Source organism: Curtobacterium sp. Leaf154 (assembly GCF_001424595.1).
Taxonomy (GTDB): domain Bacteria; phylum Actinomycetota; class Actinomycetes; order Actinomycetales; family Microbacteriaceae; genus Curtobacterium; species Curtobacterium poinsettiae.
In genome coordinates this window covers 58,965-81,772 of the sequence record NZ_LMOS01000001.1, presented here as the reverse complement: position 1 = coordinate 81,772, position 22,808 = coordinate 58,965, and the positions used below count along the sequence as shown (strand labels likewise).

Here is a 22,808-nt window from a genome sequence, read left to right as displayed (position 1 = left end):
CCCCGCCCCGCGCCTCCCGTCCGCCCCTTGGTCGCGCCAGGCCGTACGCAAAACACCGGTGTCCACGCTCGACGCCGCGGAATCCCGCGGTGTGTTGCGCGAACACCGGTGTCCCTCGAGGGGCAGTGCCTCAGTAGGCGACGCCGAAGCGCGTCTGGTGGTGCGCCGGGGTGACGATCTCGTCGACGAACGCGATCGCGTAGTCGGCGCCGGAGATGTCCGAGTTGCCCTCGGCGTCGGCGAGCAGGACCTCGTCCGAGGCGCGGTAGGTGCCGCGGCGCTCGCCCGGGTTGTAGCTGCCGAAGGCCGCGGCGGGGCTCACGTAGAACCAGTCGACCTGGGTGTCCGAGGCGCGGAGGGCGTCGAGGATCTGCGCGTGGCTCTTCGCCTCGCCCTTGAAGGCGTCCGGGAAGCCGTCGGTGTCGAAGAGGCGGGGGCCGTCCTCGGACACGCGCATCGAGCCGGCACCGCCGACGATGCCGAGCCGCGCGCCAGCCGCGGCGGCGGCGTCGACGAAGTGCTGGAACTTGTCCTTCAGCTCGCTGCCGTCGGCCTGCACGGCGTGGAGCGAGACGACGACGACGTCGGCACCCTTGGTGACCTCGGACACGAAGTCGGCGTCGAACGCGTCGCCCTGCGCCAGGGTGAGGCCCTCGGCCGGCTCGAGCTTGCTCGTGTCGCGGGCGACCGCGGTGACGGTGAGGCCGCGGGAGAGGGCCTCGTGGGTGATGGCGGAGCCGGCGTAGCCGGTGCCTCCGAAGACGACGATGTTGGTCATGGTGTTCCCTTCGTGGACGTTCTGGGCGTCGGTGACGTTGACAGTCACCGTACAAGAGTTACTCTCTTTGAGTAAGTAGGCACCTGACGGTGCGTTGCGGAGGACACCATGTCAGCACTCGAGTACAGCCCCTACGCGGCGGACTGCCCCAGTCGGCAGCTGCTCGACCGCATCGGCGACCGCTGGAGCGTGCTGACGATCGGCGTCCTCGCCGACGGTCCCGCACGGTACTCGGCGGTGGCGGCCCGGGTGCAGGGGGTCTCGCAGAAGATGCTCACCCAGACCCTGCGGGCACTCGAACGCGACGGCATGGTCACGCGCACGGTGTTCCCCGAGATCCCGCCGCACGTGGAGTACGAGCTGACCGATCTCGGACGGTCCCTGCGCACGGTCCTCGTGCCGCTGGAGGACTGGGCGACCTCGCACATGCCCGACGTCGCGGTGGCGCGCGAGGGGTACGACGCGCGCTGAGCTCCGGCGCGCGCAGCGCTCCGGCGCGCTCGGAATCCCCGACGGTGACGAGTGGTTGCCTGGGGACATGCGATCGATCGTCTACACGAAGCCCGGTGCCAGCAGCGTCCTCGAACTCGTCGAGCGGGAGATCCCGGAACCCGGCGCGGGCGAGGTCCGCGTCCGCGTCGTCGTCTCCGGCGTCAACCCGACCGACTGGAAGGCCCGCGCCGGCGGCACGTACGGCGACGGCCTGCCCTTCCCCGAGATCACGCCGAACCAGGACGGCGCCGGTGTGGTCGACGCCGTGGGCCCCGGTGTCGAGGGGCTGGCCGTCGGTGACCGCGTCTGGCTGTTCATGGCGGCGGCGTCACGGCCGACCGGCACCGCGCAGGAGTACACCGTCGTCCCCGAGTCCCGCGTGGTCCCGCTGCCCGACGGGGTCTCGTTCGACGTCGGCGCCGCGCTCGGGGTCCCCGCGATGACGGCGCACCGAGCCCTCACCACCCACGAGGACGGCCCCGCCCGACTCGGCCCCGGTGCCCTGGACGGCTTCACCGTGCTCGTCGCCGGCGGTGCCGGTGCCGTGGGGCACGCCGCGATCCAGCTCGCCCGCTGGGCCGGAGCGACCGTCATCACGACGATCAGCTCGGACGCGAAGGCAGCGCTGGCGACGGCGGCCGGCGCGCACCACATCGTCAACTACCGCGAGGAGGACGCCGCCGAGCGCATCCGGTCGATCGCGCCCGACGGCGTCGACATCGTCGTCGAGGTCTCGATCCCGCAGAACGCCACACTCGTCGCCGACGTGCTGGCGAACCACGGCGTCGTGTCGATCTACGCGAACAACGGCGGGGACGAGGCGAGCCTGCCGATCCGGCCGAACATGACCGTGAACGCCCGCTACCAGTTCCTGCTGCTCTACACGATCGGTGACGAGGCGCTGTCCGCTGCGGCCGAGGACGTCACCGAGGCGCTGCACGACGGCGTACTGCCGGTCGGCGAGGACGCCGGACTGCCGCTCACCCGGTTCGCGCTCGAGGAGACCGCCCGGGCGCACGACGCGGTCGAGCAGGACACGGTCGGCAAGGTGCTCATCGACGTGACCGAGGCGCCGTAGCCGCGACACCGGATCCCACTCCGGCTCCGGCTGCGGATCGCCGGACGACGAACGGCTCCCACGCATGCGTGGGAGCCGTTCGTGGTGGACGATGCGGGAGGGGTCAGCGACCCAGACGCGCAGCGATGGCAGCGGTGACCCGGATCCGGGCTGCTGCGCGCTCGCGCTCGATGTTGGCGGCGATGACGTCGAGGTCTTCGTAGTCGGCGTCGGTGGTGGTGTCGTTCCAGTTCGGTGAGGAGATCCGGGCACGCCCGAACGACGGCGGAGCAGGGTTCACGGTCGTCATGGGGGCATCGTACGTCGAGCGTCCGACAGAGCGTGTGAGCATCACGGGCCTTTCCTTGGATTGCGGTCGCGCTCGGGGAACGAGTAGGTCAGCGAGAACGCGACGGCCATGAACGACGCCATCATCGCGATGTTCTTGGCGTCGAGTTCGGTGAAGGCGTCGGGCACCGGGGAGTCGACGGTGAGCATGCCGAACGAGTACTGGTCGGACCGGATCACCACCGACACGTACGAGGAGTACCGCGGTTCGAAGCCCGGCACGTCCTGGTCGATGTCGACGTCGGCGGAGCGGTCGCCGACGATCCGGGGTGATCCCCCGACCAGCACCCACTCGAGGTTGCGGTCGCCGTAGGGCGTGCCCGCGCGGAAGACACCGGCGGTGTCGCCGGCGCCGGCGTGACCGATCGGCTCGAGCGCCCGCAGATCGGTGGACAGCTGGTAGACGTTGGCGCGGACGTCGGGCACCTTCGGCAGCAGGTAGAACGCCAGGGCCACGGCGACGCGGTCGGCGACGACGGAGAGTTCGCCGTGGCGCTCGGACCGGCGCAGTTCGGTGAACCGGACGAGCCGGGTGGCGATCTGACCGAACGCGTACCGGACGGCCGTCGACTGCTCGAGCTCCGCCGCGGTGGCGTTGTCCTCGGCCACCGAGCGCGCGGCGTCGCTGCGCCGGGTCTGGACCACCTGCACCGTCACCGCGGCGACGAGCACGACGAGCCCGAACGCGACGAGCGAGAGTCGGACCGCCGGGGCGACGAACAGGTTGGGCAGCTGGAACGCGGCGGTGGGCGCAGCAGCCACCACGATCGGCCACACGACCGTGCCGACCCGTCCTGAACGCTGATGCCCCATGACGACGACGCTAGGTCACGCCACCGACTCGGACGGAGTTGTCCACAGGTCGGTTCTCCACAGGATCCGACGGCCTCCACCAGCCCGTCGCACGCAGCTGGTAAGCAGGACCCATGACCGACGTCAGCACGCCCGTTCCCGGATCCAGAGCCCTCGTCCTCGGTGGCGGAGGTGTCGCCGGCATCGCCTGGGAAGTCGGCGTCCTCGTCGCCCTGCAGGAAGCCGGCGTCGACCTCGACGCCGCCGACCTGGTCGTCGGCACGAGCGCCGGCAGCGTCGTCGGCGCCTTCGTCCGGAACGGTGCCGTCCAGCAGGCCCACGACCAGCAGCACAGCCCGGCCCCCACGACCTACGAAGAGCCGGCACCGATCGACGTCGAAGCCGTGCAGCAGCACATCGGCGCAGCACTGCAGGGCGCGACCGACGAACAGGACGCCCGCGCTCGACTCGGCCAGGCCGCCCAGCAGGTCGTCGGCGGGCAGACCGACGACGAGCGCATCGTGACCTTCGGCGAGACGCTCCCGTCCACCGAGTGGCCGGAGAAGCCCCTCGCCGTCACCGCGGTCGACGCCACCGACGGCACCTTCCGCCTGCTGACCGCAGCGGACGGCGTCCCGCTCCCCCGCGCGGTCGCCGCCAGCTGCTCGGTGCCCTTCGTGTGGACCCCCGTCAGCATCGACGGCCGCCCCTACGTCGACGGCGGTGTCCGCTCCGGCACCAACGCCGACGCCGCCGCCGGGTACGAGCGGGTCCTCGTCATCGCCTGCGGACCCGAAGGGCCGTCTCCGTGCGGACCCTGGCTCGACGTCGCGGTCGAGGCCCTGCGCGCCGGTGGCTCGTCGGTCGAGGTCGTCGTGGCCGACAGCGCGTCCCAGCAGGCCTTCGGCACGAACTCGCTCTCGCTCGCCACCCAGGCGCCGTCGGCCGAGGCCGGCCACGCCCAGGGCACCGCGGTCGCCGAGCAGATCGCCGCCTTCTGGGCCGAGGACCTGGCGAGCGTGCACGCATGAGCGCCCCGTTCTCCGACCTCGACCAGTACATCGCGCTCCCCCGCGTCGACGGCATCGACGTCAGTCCGGACGGCACTCGCGTCGCCCTGACGGTCAGTGCACTCGATCCGGACGGCACCGGTTCCCGCCGGTCCATCTGGCAGGTGCCCACGTCGTCGACCGACGACAGCCGGTCCGCTGCGCGCCCGGTCCGCCTCACCCGTTCCGCCAAGGGCGAGGGCGGCATCGCCTTCACCCGCACCGGCGACCTGCTCTTCGTCTCCGCCCGGCCAGACGCGGACGCCAGCGACCTCGAGGCGGCACAGCTCTGGGTGCTGCCCGCCGCGGGTGGCGAGGCCCGCCCGCTCACCCGTCTCGCCGGGGGTGTCGGTGGCGTCCTGGCCACCGCGTCGTCGTCGGACGTCGTCGCGCTGACCGCCGACCTGCTGCCGGGGGCCGGTTCCGACCCGTCGACGGTGCTCGAGGCCGACGCCGGGCTCCGGGAGACCCGTAAGGACAAGCACGTCCGCGCGATCCTGCACGAGACCTACCCGGTGCGGTACTGGGACCACGACCTTGGTCCGGCCCAGACCCATGTCCTGACGCTCGACACGGCCGGCGGCGCGGACGAAGTCGCTCAGCCCGTGGACCGCACGCCGTCCCCCGGCCGCTCCCTCGACCACGTCAGCGGAGCGCTCACGCCCGACGGATCGGTCCTGCTGGCAGCCGTGGGCGTCCGGGAGGCCCGTGGACACCGCTCGACGCTCGTCACCATCGACCTGTCCAGCGGCCACCGCACGGTGCTGTTCGACGACGTCGACGTCGACCACGAGATGCCGGCGCTCAGCCACGACGGTCGGACGATCGCCTGGGTCCGCACCGTCCGCTCCACCCCCGCCGGTGCGAACCAGCAGGAGGTCTGGACGGCCGGCATCGACGGCTCCGACGCCCGCCGCATCGCGGCCGACTGGGACCGTTGGCCGAGCGAGCTCGTGTTCGAGCACGGCGACGGGGCGCTCCTGGCGGTGGCCGACCAGGACGGCCGCGCGCCGGTCTTCCGCATCCCGCTCGACGGCGGCGCCGTCGAGCAGCTGACGCACGACGACTGGGCGTACTCGAGCCTGCGCGTGGCGGAGGCGACGGGCGTGGTCGTGGCGCTCCGGGCCTCCTGGGCGGCGCCGCTGCACCCCGTGCGGATCGCGACGGACGGTACGGTGACCGCGCTGGCGACGCCGGCGTCCCTGCCGGACGTGCCCGCCCACCTGGAAGAGGTCGAGACGACCGCTGCCGACGGTGCCCGTGTGCGCGGCTGGCTGGTCGTGCCCGAAGGCGACGGGCCGCACCCGCTCGTCCTGTGGATCCACGGTGGGCCGCTCAACTCCTGGAACCAGTGGTCGTGGCGGTGGAACCCGATGCTGCTCGCGGCACGCGGGTACGCCGTGCTGCTGCCGGACCCCGCGCTGTCCACCGGTTACGGGCTCGACTTCGTGAACCGCGGCTGGAACGCCTGGGGGCAGGCGCCGTACACCGACCTGATGGCGATCACCGACGTGGTCGAGGCCCGAGCCGACATCGACGCCTCCCGAACCGCGGCGATGGGCGGGTCGTTCGGCGGGTACATGGCGAACTGGGTCGCCGGGCACACCGACCGGTTCCGGGCGATCGTCACCCACGCCAGCCTGTGGGCGCTCGACCAGTTCAACGGCACGACGGACTCGTCGCAGTACTGGTCGTCGATCTTCGACGCCGACGGGATCGCGGCGAACGACCCGCACCGGTTCGTGGGCGACATCACGTCACCGATGCTCGTCATCCACGGCGACAAGGACTACCGGGTGCCGATCGGCGAGGGGCTTCGGCTGTGGTCCGAGCTCGCGGAGCACCACGCGGCGCCGGACGGCTCGATGCCGCACCGGTTCCTGTACTTCCCGGACGAGAACCACTGGGTGCTCTCCCCGCAGCACGCCGTGGTCTGGTACGAGACGGTGTTCGCGTTCCTCGGGCAGCACGTGCTCGACCAGGAGTGGGAGCGACCCGAGCTGCTCGGCTGAGCGACACGTCCGGACCGAAGGAGCAGCCGCCGACGATCCCTGCCCGCGCCGCGACCACGGCTCAGAGGGCTTCGAGCACGTCGAGCGCCCGCTCGACCCCGTGCTCTGCCCGCATCCGTCGACCCACGTCGGCGGCACGGTCGCGGCGGGTCATGGCATCGCGCATCGCGGGTTCGAGCGTGCCCGCCGACACGCGACGCAGCGGAACCGGAGCGGCGGCCACGCCCTGTCGGTGCAGCTGAGCGGCCCAGAACGGCTGGTCCGCGGTGACGGGCACGACGACCGCGGGCACGCCGGCGCGGGCAACGGCGTGCGCGGTACCGGCCCCGCCGTGGTGCAGGGCGAGCGTCGCGCCCGGCAGCACCGCGTCGAACGGCGCCGATCCCACCGCCAGCACGTCGGGGCCACGGAGCGCAGCCGGCAGCGCGAGGCCGCCCGCCCCGGTGACGAGCAGCACCCGGAGGCCGTGGGAACGGGCAGCCGTGACGATCGCGGACCCTCGAGCCGCTGCGTCCCGCGCCGTCCCCGTCGCCATGGACCCGAACGAGGCGACGATGAAGCGACCGGCCCGCAGGAAGTCGCCGACCTCGGGGTCGAGTGACGCCGACGGTGTCGCCTCGTACCAGGCCCCCGTCTGGTGCACCCGCTCGGGCCAGTCGTCGGGCCGCGGGAGCAACGCGGAACTCACAGCCATGAGCGTCGCACGCGACGGCGACCGCCGCGCGGGACGACGGCCGCCCGGCAACTCGGCGGCGGCGCGCACCACGTCGGCGTCGAAGAGACGGGCGACGGCGCGGGGGACGGCGTAGGTGGACCGGTTGCGCGGGCCGAGGTCTCGGGTCGCCGTCGGGCCTCCGGCGGCGGGGAAGCGCTCGCTCGGGGTCGCCACGGGTGCGAACTCCACCAGCACGCGGGGGACGCCGAGCGCGTCCGCCACCATCGGAGCGCTCAGGATCAGCGGGTGGTGCACCACCACGCCGGGGCCGAAGTCGACGCTCTCCCGCACCGCGGCCGCGAGCATCCGGCGCATCGCAGGACGCACCTCGGTGCGCAGGTGGTGCGCGAGCACTCGAGGGGTGCGCCGGACAGGGAACAGCACCCGGTGCGCGTCCAGGCTGAGGCGCACGGTGTCGACACCGTCAGGCGCGACCGCGTCGTCCGGCAGCGCCAGCCGCACCTGGTGTCCGCGGGACAGGGCACGTCGTGCCAGTGCGGCGAAGGGCTCGACGTCGCCGCGGGTGCCGGCGGTGAGCAGCATCATGCGCATCCGACCAGTGTGGCGGGGAAGCCGGCGCCCGGCGTCACCGTCGGCCGGGTACGCTCGGGCCCGTGACTGACGGACTCGAGCGGATCCCGCGAACCGCGCTGTCCGGGATCGGACCGGCCGTGCGCCGGCTCCTGCTCATCTCGCGACCGGTGCTGTGGATCAACACCATCGGCTCCGGGCTCGTTGCCGTGTGGCTCACCGGCGCGCTGTTCGACGTGCGGGCGTTGCCGCTCATCCTGTGGCTCACCCTGCCGTTCAACCTGCTCATCTACGGCGTCAACGACATCTACGACCAGGACACCGACGCGGCCAATCCCCGCAAGGGGTCGATCGAGGGTGCCAGGATCCGACAGTCCGAGGTGCGGCTCATCGCCTGGGCCGTCGCGGTCGTGAACGTCCCGTTCCTCGTCTACTTCTCCATCGCACTGCCGCCGCTCGCGAACGCGGTGATCCTGCTCTACGCGGGTGTCTTCGTCTTCTACTCCGCACCGCCGCTGCGGTTCAAGGCGCGGCCGTTCCTCGACTCGCTGAGCAACGCCGCGTACGCGCTGCCGCTGGTCATCGTCCCCGCGGCGCTCTCGGTCACCCCGGTGTGGCCGGCTGCCCTCGGCCTGATGGCGTGGAGCGTGGCCAAGCACGCCTTCGACGCGGTGCAGGACATCGAGGAGGACCGCCGTGCGGGCATCACCACCACCGCGGTCCGGCTCGGCGCGCGCGGGACGGCATGGTGGAGCGGGTCCTGGTGGATCGCCTCGACGGCACTCTTCGCCGTGGTGAGCGTGCCCGTGGCCGCAGTCAACCTGCTCATCGCCGGCATCCTGGTGGTGTCCCTGCTGCGTGATCCGACGCCGGAGACCGGTCACCGCCTGTACCGTCTGTCGGTCGCCTTCCCGTACATCGCGGGGTCGTTCGTCGGGGTGCTCCTCATGGTGTCGATCGTGTTGGGAGGCCGCTCGTGAGCCGCATCGTCGTGGTCGGGGGCGGGATCGGCGGCCTGACCGCCGCCGCGCTGCTCGCACGTGCTGGCCATCGGGTCACCCTGCTCGAATCCTCCGCGGACCTCGGCGGCAAGAGCCGGCGCATCCACCTGGGTGCGGACCGGATCGACACCGGCCCGTCGTTGATGACGTTCCCCGCCGTGTGGGACGAGTTGCTGCGGCGACTCGGCGACGGCGCGGACGCGGGCGCACCCGAGCGCACTCGCGATGCCGGTCACCTCGACCTGGTGCGGATGCCCGAGGTCGGTCGCTACTACCACGACGGCGAGGAGACCTCGCTGCCGGTGGCGCCCGACCACCCGTGGTACCCCGCCTGGCGCCGATTCTCGGACCTGCACGCACCCCTCGCCGACGACGTGACCGAGCTGCTGCTCGCCGACCCCCTCGACCGCGCGGCCCTCCCGGCGCTCCGTCGGCTCCTGGCCGTCTACGGTTCGCGACTCACGACGCGCGCCTACCTGGACGGCTTGCCGTGGCTGCCGGACGGGCTGCGCGAGATCATCGCGATCCACACCCTCAACGCGGGCGTCTCGCCGGCACGCACCCCGGCCCTCTACGCGAGCATGCCGGCGATCATGGCGGAGACCGGTGCCTGGGTGCCGCGCGGCGGGATCTACGAGATCGTGCTCGCGCTGGCCCGGCTGGCCGAGGCCGCCGGAGCCGAGGTGCGCACCGGCGAGGCCGTCACCCGCATCGAGCGCGGGTGGGTCACCACCGAGGTCGGGCGGTACCCGGCCGACCTCGTCGTCAGCGCCGTGGACGCCGACCGGCTCACCACACTGACGGGGCCGTCGCGGATCCCACCGCTCCCCCGTCTGCGTCCGCGCACCCTCTCCTGCTCGGCCGTCGCGGTGTACGGCGTCCTTCGCCAGGAGTTGCCGGCGGACCTCGCGGCGCACAGCGTGGTGCTCCCGACGAAGCCGGCGGCACTGCACCGCAGCCTGGAGGCCGGCGACGAGCCGGCGGACACCATGGTGTTCGTCAACCAGTACCGCGCGGGCGAGGTGTACCCGAACGGGCGCAGCACCGCAGGGATCCTGCTCACCGCGCCCGCCGACGGCGGTCACTACACGGCGGAGCACCCCTTCGTGCGGCGCGAGGTCGACCGTGTCTCCCGCGCGATGGGACTCGACGGGCCCCTCACCGACCTGCTCGACGAGCAGGTCGTGCTCGATCCGCAGTACTACGGCGAGGGCGGCGAACCACACGGGGCGCTCTACGGAGCGGCACGCCCGCCGTGGCTGAGCGGGCCGTTCCACCGTCCCTCGTACAACGCCCCCTGGCGGCCCTGGCTGTGGCGGGTCGGTGCGTCGGTCCACCCCGGCGGCGGCGTCCCGGCGGTGGTGGGTGGCGCGATGATCGCGGTGAACCGGCTGCTCAAGTCGACACCGGCCTGACACGAACGAGCGAACCGGCGAACCGGCGAACCGGCGAACCGCTCCACACCAGCCGGGCAGTTACACGAACGCGGCCTGCCCGGTGATCGCCCGGCCGACGATCAGGGTGTTGACCTCGCGCGTGCCCTCGTACGAGTAGATCGCCTCGGCATCGGAGAAGAACCGAGCGACGCCCTTGTCGAGCACGATGCCGTTGCCGCCCTGCACCTCGCGGCACCAGGCGACGGTCTCGCGCATCTTCGAAGTGGCGAACGCCTTGGCCATCGCGGAGTGCTCGTCGCCACCGACCCCGGCGTCCTGCATGGCCGAGGCCTGCGTGCAGAGCGCGATCGAGGCTGTGATGTTCGACAGCGACTTGACGAGCAGGTCCTGCACGAGCTGGTGCGCGGCGATCGGCTTGCCGAACTGGACCCGCTCGCGGGCGTAGGCCAGGGCGGCCTCGTACGCGCCGATCGCGATGCCGACCGCCTGCCAGGCGACCTCGGTGCGGGTCAGCCGGAGCACCTCGGCGGTCGAGCGGAACGACGTGGCGTTCTGCAGCCGACGCGACTCGGGGACACGGACGTCCCGCATGACGATGTCGGCGTTCTGCACGCCGCGCAGCGCGATCTTGTCCTCGATCTTCGTCGCGGTGAAGCCCGCGGTGTCGGTGGTGACGAGGAAGCCCTTGACCTGGCCGTCGGCGACGTCCTTCGCCCAGATCACGACGACGTCGGCGAAGGTGGCGTTGCCGATCCAGCGCTTCTCGCCGTCGAGCACCCACTCGTCGCCCTCGCGCCGTGCGGTGGTGCGCAGGCCTTTGGCGGAGTCGCTGCCGGAGTACGGCTCGGTGAGTCCGAAGGCCCCGATGAGCTCGCCGGCGGCCATCCGTGGCAGCCACTCCCGCTGCTGCTCGTCGCTGCCGGCGACCGCGATGGAGTTCATCGCCAGGCCGGACTGCACACCGATGAAGGTGGCGACGCTGGCGTCGACCCGGCCGAGCTCGAGCGCTGTCCACCCGCGGTAGACGGCCGAGTTCTCGAACTGGCGCACCATCGGCACGCCCGGCCCGTACATGCCGAGCTCGGCGAGCGGCGCGATGACCTGCATCGGGAACTCGGCACGCGCCCAGTACTCGTCGGCGATCGGCCGGACCTCTTGCTCGAGGTACTGCCGGAGCTGCCCGAGCGACGCACGCTCCTGCTCGGTGAGCTGCTGCTGGAAGCCGTAGAAGTCCGATTCGAGCAGGGCCGTGGCGGGCATGGTCGTTGACATGGGAACCACGATGCATCATTCTCGAAAACGTTGCAAGAGAGGATCGCGTGTACACATCAGACTCTGCGCTGCGCGCCTTCCGGGAGGCCCGTCACACCTTCATCGCCGGGTCGCGGATCGACATGGGGGCGTTGGCTGCCGCACTCGGCGTCGATCGCACGTCACTGTTCCGCTGGGTCGGCAACCGTGACCGGTTGCTGTCCGAGATCTTGTGGTCCCTCGCCGTCCCGACGCTCGACGGGGCAACCCACGCCGCCGACGAGATCGGAGCGACCGGGGCAGCCCGGCTCGTCGTCGTGCTCGACCGGTTCACCGCGGACCTGATCGACGCCCCGTACTTCCGTGCGTTCCTGACCCGCGAACCGGCTCGGGCGATGCGTCTGCTGACCACCTCGGAGAGCGACGTGCAGAGCCGGTTCGTCGCCCGGGTCACCGCACTCATCGAGCAGCAGGAGTCGTCCGGTACGTTCGATCCGGCACCGTTGTCGGCTGAGGAGCTCGCACGGCTGCTCGTCCGGATCTCCGAGTCGTTCACCTACGCCGAGTTCATCTCCGGTGAGACCCCTGATCCCGACCGGGCACGTGCGGCGTTCGAGTACGTCCTGCGGCCCGACGCGGTGCACGCCACACCCGCACCACCGATCGGAGACCGATGACCATCGACGAGTACCCGTTCCGCCGCTCCTACCCCACCAGGTGGAACGACAACGACATGTTCGGGCACGTCAACAACACGATCTACTACTCGGCGATGGACAACGCGTCGACGTACTGGTTCCGCGAGTTCGCCGGGCTCGACCCGTTCTCGTCGGAGTGGATCGCCGTGCTGGTGTCGTCGAGCTGCCGGTTCGTCGAGTCCGCCGTCTGGCCGGACGTCATCGAGGTCGGGATGCGCTCGAAGCACCTCGGCACCACGAGCCTGTCGTGGGAGTTCGGCCTGTTCCGGCAGTCCGACGGGGCACTGCTCGCCACGGGCGAGTTCGTGCACGTCATCATCGACCGTGAAGGTGCCCGTCGTCCGATCCCGCTGCCCGCCGAACTCCGCGAGCTCGTCACGGGTTCGATGGTCGCGCAGCAGCCCGCCGTCGCCGACTGAGGACCTCAGCCCTTCAGCGCAGCCAGCTCGAGGTTGATGTCGTCGGGGTCCTGCACGGACAGGATCACCATGCCGGCGTCGCCGAGGTCGGTGACCTCGCCGTGCTCGACCCCTGCGGCGTCCAGGCGTGCAGCCGCCTGGTGCAGCTCGTCGACCGACCCCACGACGAAGCTCACGTGGTCGAGGCCGACGGTGTCAGGGTCGAACGTCTGCCCCGCCGGGGCGACCGGACGGAGCCCGAACACCTGGTCGCCGAGCCGGAACACGGAGCCGCCGTAGAAGCGCTCACGGTCCTCGCGCACGCCGGGCTCGTCGACCTGGTCGCTGAAGTCGATCGCCGGGTCGGTGCCGAGCAGCTGCTGGTAGAACGCCTTGCTGCGGTGGATGTCGGTCACGGTGACACGGACGTGGGCCAGGGCGGTCGGGCGTGCGAACGGCTCGGTCATGGTGGAGCTCCTCAGGGTTGCGCGCCGTGGTTGCGACGCGCACCCGAGGCAACCCTCGGTGCCTCCGAAGCACCCGAGGCCGTGCGGCGACCGGACAGCCGCGCGCACGACGTTCCGCACGCCGCACAACCAGAGCGCCCCCGAACCACGCGATCGCGCGGTTCGGGGGCACTTCGGTCGTGCAAGCGGCGCTGGACCCGAACGCCAGCGCCGCGGTCCGGGGTCAGATCAGGTCGTCGGTCAGGTGGTTCGGCGTGCCGAAGCGGTGCGCCGTGATCGACACCGCCTGCTCGCGGACGAACGGCAGGATCTCGAGCCGCCCGGCCTCGGTCACCGGGCCGCCGTACACCGCGACGTCCGGACGACCACCGACGGCGGAGTACAGCGCCGAGGTGTCCCCACCGATGAGCCGCACGCGGGTCGAGGGACCAGAAGCGACCGAGCTCGCGAAGGCCCCGTCGGACACCGTCTGCGACAGCGAGCGCACGATCGGCAGCGACCGGATCGCCGAGGCGACGGACGACGGCAGCGTCGCGGCCGTGGAGACCTCGATCGTCGTGCCAGCCCGGAGTGCGGCTGCGACGACGCGGACGAGCTCGATCACCGAGGCGTCAGCGTCCGCGTCGGCGACCGCGGCCAGCCGCACCTGCACCGACGGGAACGGCAGGTACCGGGCGATGTTCCGCTCGGCGGAGAGCGCCGAGACGTCCGTCGCGGTGCCGAACAGCGTCGACCAGGCCTGCTCGTCGGACGCCAGCGCGCGGTCGAGCATCGGCGAAGCGACCTCGGCAGCCCGGGCGAACGCCGAGACCGGACCCGACACGGCGACACCGGACGCACCGGCCGCCGGTGCCGGCGTCCACGACCCGAGCCCGAGCAGGTAGTTCAGCCCACCGGCTTTCGTCCCCGCACCGACTGCCGACTTCTTCCACCCGCCGAACGGCTGCCGCCGGACGATGGCGCCCGTGATGCCACGGTTGACGTAGAGGTTGCCCGCCTGGATCCGCGACAGCCACGTGCCGATCTCGGCCGGGTCGAGCGAGTGCAGTCCCGAGGTCAGGCCGTAGTCGACCTCGTTCACGATGTCGATCGCCTCGTCGAGGGAGTCGGCGGTCATCATGCCGAGGATCGGGCCGAAGTACTCGGTGCGGTGGAACTCCGAGCCACGGCGGACGCCCTGTCGGACGCCCGGGCTCCAGAGCTTGCCGGTCTCGTCGAGCTGCTTCGGCTCGACGGCCCAGGACTCCCCCGCGCCGAGCGTCGTCAGGCCGTCGAGCAGCTTGCCCGATGCCGGCTCGATGACCGGGCCCATCTGGGTCGCCGCGTCGGTCGGGTAGCCGACGGTGAGCGACGACACCGCGTCGAGCAGCTGGTTCCGGAAGCGCTTGGACTTGGCGACCGAGCCGACCATGACCACGAGGGACGCAGCCGAGCACTTCTGGCCGGCGTGCCCGAACGCGGACGCGACGACGTCCTTCACGGCGAGGTCGAGGTCGGACGACGGCGTGACGATCACGGCGTTCTTGCCCGAGGTCTCGGCGAGCAGCGGCAGGTCCTGCCGGAACGAGCGGAACAGCTCGGCCGTCTCGTACGCACCGGTGAGGATGACCTGGTCGACCATCGGCGACGCGATGAGCTGCTGCCCGAGGTCGTCCTCGGACACCTGCAGGAACGCGAGCACGTCGGCCGGGGCCCCGTGGGCGTCGAGCGCGGTCTCGATGATCGAGGCGAGCACGGCGCCGGAGCGCTCGGCGGGCGGCGCGGGCTTCAGGACGACGGCGGACCCGGCGGCCAGTGCGGCGAGGGTGGACCCGGCGGGGATCGCGACGGGGAAGTTCCACGGCGGCGCGACGAGGGTCAGCGCTGCGGGCGTGAAGGTCGCACCGTCGACGTCGTCGAGCGAGGACGCCAGGGTGCCGTAGAAGTGCGCGAAGTCGATCGCCTCGGACACCTCGGGGTCGGCCTGGTCGATGGTCTTGCCGGTCTCCGACGCCATGACCTCGATGAGGGCGGCACGGTTCGCCTCGAGTGCGTCGCCGACGGCGTGCAGCACGGCGCCACGGGCACCACCGGACCAGGTCCCCCAGACCGCACCGGCGGCCTTGGCGCGACCGAGCGCGGAGTCGAGCGCCGTGGCGGAGTCGACCCGGGCCTCCTGGACGGCACGGACGCCGAGCGTCGACGAGGCGACCCGTGCGGTGATGGCGTCGCCCCAGGCGCGGACGGCGCCGACCGAGGGGTCGCTGTCCGGGGTGTTCTCGAAGTGGCCGGGGCCGGGGCGGCCGACGGCGGCGTACCGGTCGGCGACCCGGTGGGATGCGGGCGCTTCGAGTCCCTCGGGGGTCGCGAGCGGCACCAGGGAGGCGCGGAAGCGCTCTTCTTCGCGGGCGAACAGCGGCGGCGAGGACACCAGCGAGAAGACCGCGGACATGAAGTTGTCCTGCGACGCGCCTTCTTCGAGACGGCGGATCAGGTAGGCGATCGCGACGTCGAACTCGCCCGGGTGGACGACCGGCGTGTAGAGCAGGAGCGAACCGACGGTGTTCTTCACGGCCGACGCCTGCCCCTGCGCCATGCCGAGCAGCATCTCGAACTCGATGCCGTCCCGCACGCCGCGCTCACCGGCGAGCAGCCAGGCGTGCGCGACGTCGAACAGGTTGTGCCCGGCGACACCGACGCGGACGTTCTCGACGCGCGATGGGGTGAGCGCCCAGTCGAGCACGCGCTTGTAGTTGGTGTCCGAGTCCTGCTTGGTGTGCCAGGTGGCGAGCGGCCAGCCGTGCACCGAGGCCTCGACCTGCTCCATCGGCAGGTTCGCGCCCTTGACCAGCCGGACCTTGATGCCCGCGCCACCACGAGCGCGGCGGGCGGCGGACCACTCCTGCAGCTCCTGCATCGCGGCGAGCGCGTCGGGCAGGTACGCCTGCAGCACGATGCCGGCTTCGAGGCCGAGGAACTCCGGCTCGTCGAGGAGCTTCGTGAAGACCGCGATGGTGAGGTCGAGGTCCTTGTACTCCTCCATGTCGAGGTTGATGAACTTGGCCGGGCTGGCGGCTGCGGCGCGCTGGAAGAGCGGTCGGAGCTGCTCGACGATGTCGTCGACGGCGTGGTCGAACGCCCACGGGGAGTGCGGGTGCACGGTGGACGACACCTTGATCGAGACGTAGTCGACGTCGTCGCGGGCCAGGAGCTTGTGGGTGCCCTCGAGCCGGCGGGCGGCTTCGCGTTCGCCGAGCACGGCCTCGCCGAGCAGGTTGACGTTGAGGCGGACGCCGTCGCGCTTGATGCCGGCGATGGCCGGGCCGAGCTTGGAGTCGGTGGCGTCGACGATCAGGTGGCCGACCATGTTCCGGAGGACGCGGCGGGCGATGGGGACGACGACGTTCGGCAGGACCGGGGCCATGCCGCCGCCGAGCCGGACGAGTCCGCGGAGCGCGGCGGGCAGGAACCCGGGGGCGTCCGGGGCGATCTGGCGGAGCTTGCGGGCGGCGACGGCGAGGTCTTCCGGTCGCACGACGCCGTCGACGAACCCGACGGCGAAGTCGAGGCCGGCGGGGTCGGCGAGCACCCCGGCGAGCTGCTTCGCGGAGCCGTCGACGGGGTACGACTCGGCCTCGGCGAGCCACTGTCGGACGAGCGCGACGGACTGGTCCGCCAGGGCGTCGTGGTCGATGGCGGAGTCCTCGTGCAGCGTCGTCATGGGTTCAGTGTGGAGGTCCGGGATGCGGTAGCGGAAGTGAGCGTTCCTGATGGATACCGTTCAGTTGCGCTACCGTTCCGGTCGCGCTCCGGCTAGCGTCGGACCATGCTCGACGTCCGCCGTCTCGTGCTCCTCCGTGAGCTGTCCATCCGTGGCACGATCGCGGCCGTCGCCGAGGCGGTGAACTTCACCCCGTCGGCGGTCTCGCAGCAGCTCAGCGCCCTGGAGCGGGAGGCCGGTGTGCAGCTGTTCCGCAAGGCCGGCCGACGGCTGCAGCTCACCCCGCAGGCCGAGGTGCTGGTCACCGCGGCGGGCCAGGTGCTCGACGTCCTCGAGCACGCGCAGTCCCAGGTCGAGGAGACCCTGTCGTCCGTGCAGGGCCGGGTGCGGGTTGCCGTGTTCCAGTCCGCGGCCCTGGCCCTGATGCCGAGCGCCCTGCACGAGATGGCGACGGAGCACCCCGACGTCCGGGTCGAGATGGTGCAGCGGGAGCCGGAGACCGCACTGAACGAGACGTGGGCTCGTGACTTCGACATGGTGATCGCCGAGCAGTACCCGGCACATGCCGCACCGCACCTGCCCGGGCTCGACCGATCGGACCTGACGACCGACGCGGTGCGGCTCGCCCTGCCCCCGCTCGACACCGCACTGCGCCCGGTGTCGTCGCTCGAGGACGCGCGCACCATGCCCTGGGTGATGGAGCCCCGCGGCACCGCGTCGCGGCACTTCGCCGAGCAGGTCTGTCGGCGCTGGGGTTTCGAGCCAGACGTCCGGTACGAGACCGCCGACCTGCAGACGCAGATCCGCCTGGTCGAGTCCGGCAACGCGGTGAGCCTGATGCCGGACCTGATGTGGACCGGCCGGACGACGACCTGTCGACTGCTCGAGCTGCCGGAGGGTCCGCGACGGACGATCTTCACGGTGGTCCGCGCCGCTGGCGCGTCGTCGCCAGCGGTGCGTGCTCTCCGCGCCGCGCTCGAACGTGCCGCGTCCGTCGTCGGAGCGTGACACGGCGGTCTGGAGGCGCGGCTCGGGTCGGCACGACGGCTGCGGAGCTCCGTTGCGGTCGTGATCATTCTGTGATCGAGCGATCGTCAGGACTGGCCAGCGGGCGACATTCCCTGAGTAGAGGACGCTGATCCGGCGTCCCGTCCAGGCATCCGAGGGGGATCCCGTGAACCAGTCCTGCAAGTACACCTTCCGCCGCAGCGCGGCGATCGGAGCGGCGATCGCGATCGTCACCGCTTCGTCGGCGTTCGGCATCGGGGCGAGCGCCGCCTCCGCAGCGACCGACGAGACCGCTGCGCCGAGCACCACCGCGACGTCGGCTCCGCAGGGCACGACCGCCGCGGGCACCGCGCCGACGCCCCCCGCCGCCGCAGAACAGGCCGCCCCCGAGGCATCGACACCCGTCACCTGGGCGGAGCCGTCGAGCAAGGACGCGCCGATCGTCCTCACCGTGACCGCCGGCCAGCCGTTCTCGCACACCTTCACCGCCCAGGGCGGCGACGGCCCGTTGGAGTACCTGTTCAACCCGTTGAACTTCGACCCGACCAACGACGTCAACGGCTGGTCCTGGAACGAGCAGACCGGTGTCCTGAGCGCCACCCCGAAGAGCACGTTCGACGGACCCGCGCTGTTCCAGGTCACCGCGACCGACCTGCACCAGACCGCCGTGCAGTACGTCCAGGTCGACATCGAGCCCGGCGCCCCGGTGGGTGTCACGTTCGGCGTCGACAGCTCGGACAACGACGTCAGCTGGCAGGTCGACGCCGACGGGACGATCCGGGAGTACGCGCCGGGTGGCACCGGTGACACCGTGGTGTCGGAGGTCCCCGCCACGGTCGGCTCCTCGATGACCCTCGCGGGGCTGGCCGTCGACGCGCTGGGCAACCGCACCACCCCGGGCGACGAGTACCCGCGCTCGACCGTCACGAGCACCACCGCGTCCGACGGCGTGGTCTGGGACCCGAACTGGTCGGCGAACACGGTGACGTTCTCGGAGCCGGGCACCCGCACACTGACGGTGTCCGAGGGCGGCGTCTCGACCTCGTTCACGGTCCGCGTCTCCGAGGCCCGCGCTGCCGTCACCGGCATCACCATCGGGGTGCTCCCCGCGGACGGGACCTCCGGCGACCGGTGGGGCGTCGATGGCGACGTGATCACCTACTACCCGGCGGACGGCGACCCGCAGCAGGTCGACGCGATCCCGGCCCGACAGGGTGACCGGGTGCAGATCCGCGCCCTGGCCGTGGACGCCGACGGGCAGCCGGTCGGCGACCACACCGACCTCACCTTCACGAGCGACGTGGCCAGTGACCGCACCGAGTACGACCCCGAGGCTGTGGCCACGTGGGTGACCTTCGAGCACGCGTCGCCGCACACGATCACCGTCGCGTCCGGAGACGTGACGAGCACCATCCGCTTCGAGGTGCAGCCGACGGCGACGACCACGGTCACGACCACCCACACGCCGACCGCGTCGGGCACCCTCGCGTACACCGGTGCCGACGAGTCCGGCCCGCTCGCGTGGGCCCTCGGTCTCCTGGCATCGGGCGCCGGCCTGCTCGTCTGGCGCCTGCGTCGCCGACTCGGCTGAGGCACGTCACGGCAACCGCCTGACGGACCGGAGGTGCGCGGCGGGACCGCCCCGCACCTCCGGCCCGTCGTCGCGCGTTTCTGTGAAAAACCCCAGATGAGAGCCGGTAGTACCGAGACGAAACCGTGATCTCCGGCAGGGGTCGGAACGGGTCTGTGAACCGTAACGTCAGCACAGAGGAGCGCGCGGGCACCGCGTGCTCACCACCAGACTCCCGAGGGGGAACCATGCACCAGTCCACCAAGCCGCCCGTCCGCCGCGCGGCGACGATCGGCATCGTCGTCGCGGCGACCGCCATCGGCTCGGTCATCGGCGTCAGCGCGCCCGCGACGGCGGCGACGCAGACGCGGACGACGACACCGACGAGCACCACGGCGACCGCGACACCGGGTGCCGGCCTGACGCACGCCGCCAGCCCCGCCGCGAGGGCCACGGACAGCGCCACCCCGGCGGCAGCACCGGGTGACGGCAGCGACCTCGCGTTCACCGAGCCGTCGACCCAGGCCGCCCCGATCGCCCTCACCGCGACGGTCGGCACGCCGTTCAGTCACACGTTCACCACCACGGGCGGCAACGGCACCGTCGGGTACGCCATCCAGGACGCCCCGTCGGCGGACTACACGGTGAACGTCGAGACCGGCGTGCTGAGCGGCACGCCGACGACCGCCGGCACGTTCGACTTCGAGGTCGTGGCGCTCAGCGGCTCGACACAGGTGACCGAGTACGTCCGCCTGACCGTCTCGCCGTCGCCGGTCGTCTTCACCGAGCCCTCGACGAAGGCGAAGCCGCTCGCCCTCACCGCCACCGCCGGCGCGACGTTCACGCACACGTTCCGTACCACGGGCGGCACGGGTTCGCTGGCGTACGCGATCCAGGACGCACCCTCGTCCGACCTGACCGTCAACGTCGAGACCGGGGTGCTCACCAGCACCGTGACCACCGCTGGCACGTACGACTTCGAGGTCGTCGCCCTCCGCGGCACCGCGACCGCCACGGAGTACGTGCGCCTGACCGTCCTGCCGGCCGCACCCGTCGGGGTCCGGGCGATCGTCGACACCGGCACACCCGGCGCAACGGTCTGGTCGGTCGCACCCGGTGGCGTCATCAGCGCGTTCTCCGGCGGGGGCGACCCCCTCGGCACCGTCACTTCGATCCCCGCCCAGCAGGGCGGCTCGCTGGTGGTGTCCGGCCTCGCCGTCGACCGGTTCGGCAACCCGACCGCGCCGGCTTCCGTGAGCACCGGGTTCGGCGCGACGGTGACGAGCTCGGTCGCGTCGGACAAGATCGCCACCGATCCCCGGGGCGACGCCTCGAAGGTGACGTTCCCGCACGCCTCGGACCACCGTCTCACCATCACCCAGGGCGGCGCCTCGACCACGTTCGTCGTCGCCGTCCGTCCCGTCGCCACGGCCGCGGTCGCGACCACCACGAGCGGCACCCCCGGCACCCTCGCCTACACCGGCGCCGACGAGACCACGCCGTTGGCGTGGGCGCTCGGCCTGCTCGCCGCCGGCGGCGGCCTGCTGGTCCACCGTCTGCGGCGCCGTCGCGCCTGAGACGCGACCGACGAACGGACGGGAGGCCCGGTGCCAGCTGGCACCGGGCCTCCCGTCCGTCCTTCCGCACCTCCGCAGCCGCGCCGCGGCTGCGGAAGTCAGGCGGTTTCCCGCACGCACCCCCAACCCGGGTCACATTCCGGTGAATCGTCACAGCCCCAGGACCCGATCCCGCTACGATCCGAGAACGCCGACATTCTCGGCAAATTCACATGATCCGGGCCAGTGGCCTGGACCGATTCCCTGGGGGAACCCGTGCACCGCAGCACCTCCACAGTCCGTCGCGCCTGCGCCGTCGGCACCACCGTCGCCCTGGTCGGCCTGACCACCGGCCTCGGCATCATGACCGCGACGGCCGCCAACGCCGAGACGCTCGACACCACGCAGCCGATCTCGGCCGTCGAGACCCCGGCCCCGGCCGAGGGCAGCGAGACGTCCACGCCGACGGATCCGCCCGCCGACACCACGCCCGAGACCCCGGCTCCCGCCGAGGAGACCCCGGCTGCACCGGCCCCGGAGGCCACCGACGAGCCCGTCGCTCCGGAGACCACCGCGCCGACGGCCACCGAGGCGCCGACGCCGACCGAGACCCCGAAGCCGGACGTCACCGCCGAGGCCGCCGACGCCACCGTCGCCATCGAGGGCGCTGCGAAGGTCGGCACCCGACTCGTCGCCGTCGTCACCGGCTTCGACGACGAGGCAGGCTACAAGTACTCGTGGACCGACCAGGACGGCAACGTCCTGTCGAAGGCCGCGAGCTACGTCGTCGACCCCACCGACGTCCGCAAGACCATCACGGTCGCCGTGACGGGCACGCTGCCCGGCGCGACCGAGACGTCGACCGTCACCTCGGCCGCGACCGCGGCCGTGACGCAGACCCCGGCGTTCCTCGGCGCGGACGGCCAGCCCACCAAGGCCGGCGCGACGCAGGACAACCCGCTCGCGCTGAGCACCGTCGCCGGTGACGCCTTCTCGCACACCTTCCGTGCGCAGGGCTTCCCGGAGCCGAAGTACAGCCTCACCTGGTTCTCCGAAGAGGACGCCGACTACGCCGAGGAGTTCCCCGAGGACGAGTCGTCCCCCGAGGAACAGCTCCCCTTCGACCTGACCTTCGACGCCTCGACCGGTGAACTCAGCGGGACCGCCACCTTCGCGATGGACTACGACTTCGCCGTCACCGCGACCAGCGGCACCGAGTCCGTCACGCAGTACGTGTCGATGACCGTCGAGGCCGCAGCCCCGATCGGCGTCATGGTCTACACGACCGACCGCGCTGGCCTCTTCGATGACAGCGACCAGGAACGGACGAGCTGGATCATCGAGCCCGACGGCAGCGTCTTCACGCTCGGTGAGGACGACTTCCAGATCGGTGGCCGTCCGACCATCGAGCAGGGTGGCACGCTCGTGGTCCAGGGCGGTCTCGTGGACCGCTTCGGCAACCCCGAGGGCGGCTTCGACAGCGAGACGCGCGAGCTGCCGACGGTGACGTCGGACATCGCCAGCGACGTCATCGCGCCCGACCCCGAGCTCGGTGACTTCGGCATCGTCGGCGTCACGTTCCCGCACGCGTCGATCCACAACCTGACCGTCGCCGCCGGCGACTTCAGCACGTCGTTCGCCGTCGACGTCCGGCCGACCGTCGCCGCCGGCATCGCCGACCCGACCCCCGTCGCACCCGCAGCGGCCCCGGTCGCACCGGTCAACACCGGCGGCCAGCTCGCCTACACCGGCTCGGACACCACCGACGCACTGCCGTGGGCCCTCGGCCTGCTGGTCGCCGGTGCCGGCCTGATCGGCGCCCGCTTCGCGCGCCGTCGTCGCGCCCAGCGCTGACACCCGGAGACGTCTCCCGTCCGTCGCGTGCCCGCGCGGCGGACGGGAGGCCCGCCACGGCCCCGCCTGCTCCCCACCGGAGCAGCGGGGCCGTTCTCGCATCAGCACCCGGGTGGGTCCGCGCCGGTAGCGTT

The 22,808-nt window shown here is 72.0% G+C and carries 19 protein-coding genes; 12 read left to right on the top strand and 7 right to left on the bottom strand.

Annotated elements, in window-relative coordinates:
• Positions 1–130: 130 nt before the first annotated feature.
• Positions 131–778 (bottom strand): NAD(P)-dependent oxidoreductase, encoded by a 648-nt coding sequence (locus tag ASF75_RS00375; RefSeq protein ID WP_031259414.1) that lies wholly within the window; start codon positions 776–778, stop codon positions 131–133.
• Between the two features lie 108 nt (positions 779–886).
• Between ASF75_RS00375 and ASF75_RS00370 the strand changes: the two genes are divergently transcribed.
• The gene (locus tag ASF75_RS00370) at positions 887–1,249 is read left to right on the top strand and encodes a winged helix-turn-helix transcriptional regulator (RefSeq protein ID WP_017886575.1); all 363 of its coding nucleotides are present in this window, start codon (positions 887–889) and stop codon (positions 1,247–1,249) included.
• 67 nt (positions 1,250–1,316) lie between these two features.
• Complete coding sequence (locus ASF75_RS00365; protein ID WP_056068214.1) at positions 1,317–2,348, top strand: NADPH:quinone reductase; 1,032 nt, start codon at positions 1,317–1,319, stop codon at positions 2,346–2,348.
• 103 nt (positions 2,349–2,451) lie between these two features.
• Here the strand turns inward: ASF75_RS00365 and ASF75_RS00360 are convergent, their stop codons facing one another.
• Complete coding sequence (locus tag ASF75_RS00360; protein WP_017886573.1) at positions 2,452–2,637, bottom strand: hypothetical protein; 186 nt, start codon at positions 2,635–2,637, stop codon at positions 2,452–2,454.
• 41 nt (positions 2,638–2,678) lie between these two features.
• A complete protein-coding gene (locus ASF75_RS00355) occupies positions 2,679–3,488 on the bottom strand; it encodes a hypothetical protein (protein ID WP_156463735.1) in 810 nt (269 codons plus the stop codon).
• Positions 3,489–3,601: 113 nt separating this feature from the next.
• Between ASF75_RS00355 and ASF75_RS00350 the strand changes: the two genes are divergently transcribed.
• Together ASF75_RS00350 and ASF75_RS00345 are read left to right on the top strand one after the other, a co-directional pair.
• A complete protein-coding gene (locus ASF75_RS00350; protein ID WP_017886571.1) occupies positions 3,602–4,498 on the top strand; it encodes a patatin-like phospholipase family protein in 897 nt (298 codons plus the stop codon).
• A complete protein-coding gene (locus ASF75_RS00345) occupies positions 4,495–6,528 on the top strand; it encodes an alpha/beta fold hydrolase (RefSeq protein WP_056068210.1) in 2,034 nt (677 codons plus the stop codon). Before ASF75_RS00350 ends, ASF75_RS00345 begins: the two co-directional genes overlap by 4 nt.
• A 61-nt stretch (positions 6,529–6,589) precedes the next feature.
• Here ASF75_RS00345 and ASF75_RS00340 read toward each other — a convergent pair whose 3' ends face one another.
• Positions 6,590–7,795, bottom strand: a complete 1,206-nt coding sequence (locus ASF75_RS00340) for a glycosyltransferase (protein ID WP_056068208.1) — start codon at positions 7,793–7,795, stop codon at positions 6,590–6,592.
• Between the two features lie 62 nt (positions 7,796–7,857).
• On the opposite strand from ASF75_RS00340, the gene ASF75_RS00335 reads away from it, so the two are divergent.
• Together ASF75_RS00335 and ASF75_RS00330 are read left to right on the top strand one after the other, a co-directional pair.
• On the top strand, positions 7,858–8,754 hold the full coding sequence (locus ASF75_RS00335) for a UbiA family prenyltransferase (protein WP_017886568.1): 897 nt from the start codon (positions 7,858–7,860) through the stop codon (positions 8,752–8,754).
• Positions 8,751–10,190 carry a phytoene desaturase family protein gene (locus tag ASF75_RS00330; RefSeq protein ID WP_056068206.1) on the top strand — a complete coding sequence of 480 codons (1,440 nt, stop codon included), beginning with the start codon at positions 8,751–8,753 and terminating at the stop codon, positions 10,188–10,190. Before ASF75_RS00335 ends, ASF75_RS00330 begins: the two co-directional genes overlap by 4 nt.
• 60 nt (positions 10,191–10,250) lie before the next feature.
• Here the strand turns inward: ASF75_RS00330 and ASF75_RS00325 are convergent, their stop codons facing one another.
• Positions 10,251–11,444: an acyl-CoA dehydrogenase family protein gene (locus tag ASF75_RS00325; RefSeq protein WP_371830327.1), complete on the bottom strand. Its 1,194-nt coding sequence runs from the start codon at positions 11,442–11,444 to the stop codon at positions 10,251–10,253.
• A gap of 47 nt (positions 11,445–11,491) precedes the next feature.
• Here ASF75_RS00325 and ASF75_RS00320 point away from each other — a divergent pair, with 47 nt between their 5' ends.
• The gene (locus ASF75_RS00320; RefSeq protein WP_017886565.1) at positions 11,492–12,100 is read left to right on the top strand and encodes a QsdR family transcriptional regulator; all 609 of its coding nucleotides are present in this window, start codon (positions 11,492–11,494) and stop codon (positions 12,098–12,100) included.
• The gene (locus ASF75_RS00315) at positions 12,097–12,540 is read left to right on the top strand and encodes an acyl-CoA thioesterase (protein ID WP_017886564.1); all 444 of its coding nucleotides are present in this window, start codon (positions 12,097–12,099) and stop codon (positions 12,538–12,540) included. Before ASF75_RS00320 ends, ASF75_RS00315 begins: the two co-directional genes overlap by 4 nt.
• 5 nt (positions 12,541–12,545) lie before the next feature.
• Here ASF75_RS00315 and ASF75_RS00310 read toward each other — a convergent pair whose 3' ends face one another.
• Positions 12,546–12,986: a VOC family protein gene (locus ASF75_RS00310; RefSeq protein ID WP_017886563.1), complete on the bottom strand. Its 441-nt coding sequence runs from the start codon at positions 12,984–12,986 to the stop codon at positions 12,546–12,548.
• Between the two features lie 223 nt (positions 12,987–13,209).
• Positions 13,210–16,686 (bottom strand): proline dehydrogenase family protein, encoded by a 3,477-nt coding sequence (locus tag ASF75_RS00305; RefSeq protein ID WP_056068205.1) that lies wholly within the window; start codon positions 16,684–16,686, stop codon positions 13,210–13,212.
• A 105-nt stretch (positions 16,687–16,791) separates the two neighbouring features.
• Between ASF75_RS00305 and ASF75_RS00300 the strand changes: the two genes are divergently transcribed.
• The 4 genes from ASF75_RS00300 (at position 16,792) to ASF75_RS00285 (ending at position 22,674) form a co-directional block, all read left to right on the top strand.
• Positions 16,792–17,694, top strand: a complete 903-nt coding sequence (locus ASF75_RS00300) for a LysR substrate-binding domain-containing protein (RefSeq protein WP_017886561.1) — start codon at positions 16,792–16,794, stop codon at positions 17,692–17,694.
• Positions 17,695–17,860: 166 nt separating this feature from the next.
• Entirely contained in the window at positions 17,861–19,285 is a 1,425-nt protein-coding gene (locus tag ASF75_RS00295) for a hypothetical protein (protein WP_056068203.1), read from the top strand.
• Between the two features lie 227 nt (positions 19,286–19,512).
• Positions 19,513–20,841: a hypothetical protein gene (locus tag ASF75_RS00290; RefSeq protein ID WP_056068202.1), complete on the top strand. Its 1,329-nt coding sequence runs from the start codon at positions 19,513–19,515 to the stop codon at positions 20,839–20,841.
• A gap of 255 nt (positions 20,842–21,096) precedes the next feature.
• On the top strand, positions 21,097–22,674 hold the full coding sequence (locus ASF75_RS00285; RefSeq protein WP_017886559.1) for a hypothetical protein: 1,578 nt from the start codon (positions 21,097–21,099) through the stop codon (positions 22,672–22,674).
• Positions 22,675–22,808 lie beyond the last annotated feature (134 nt).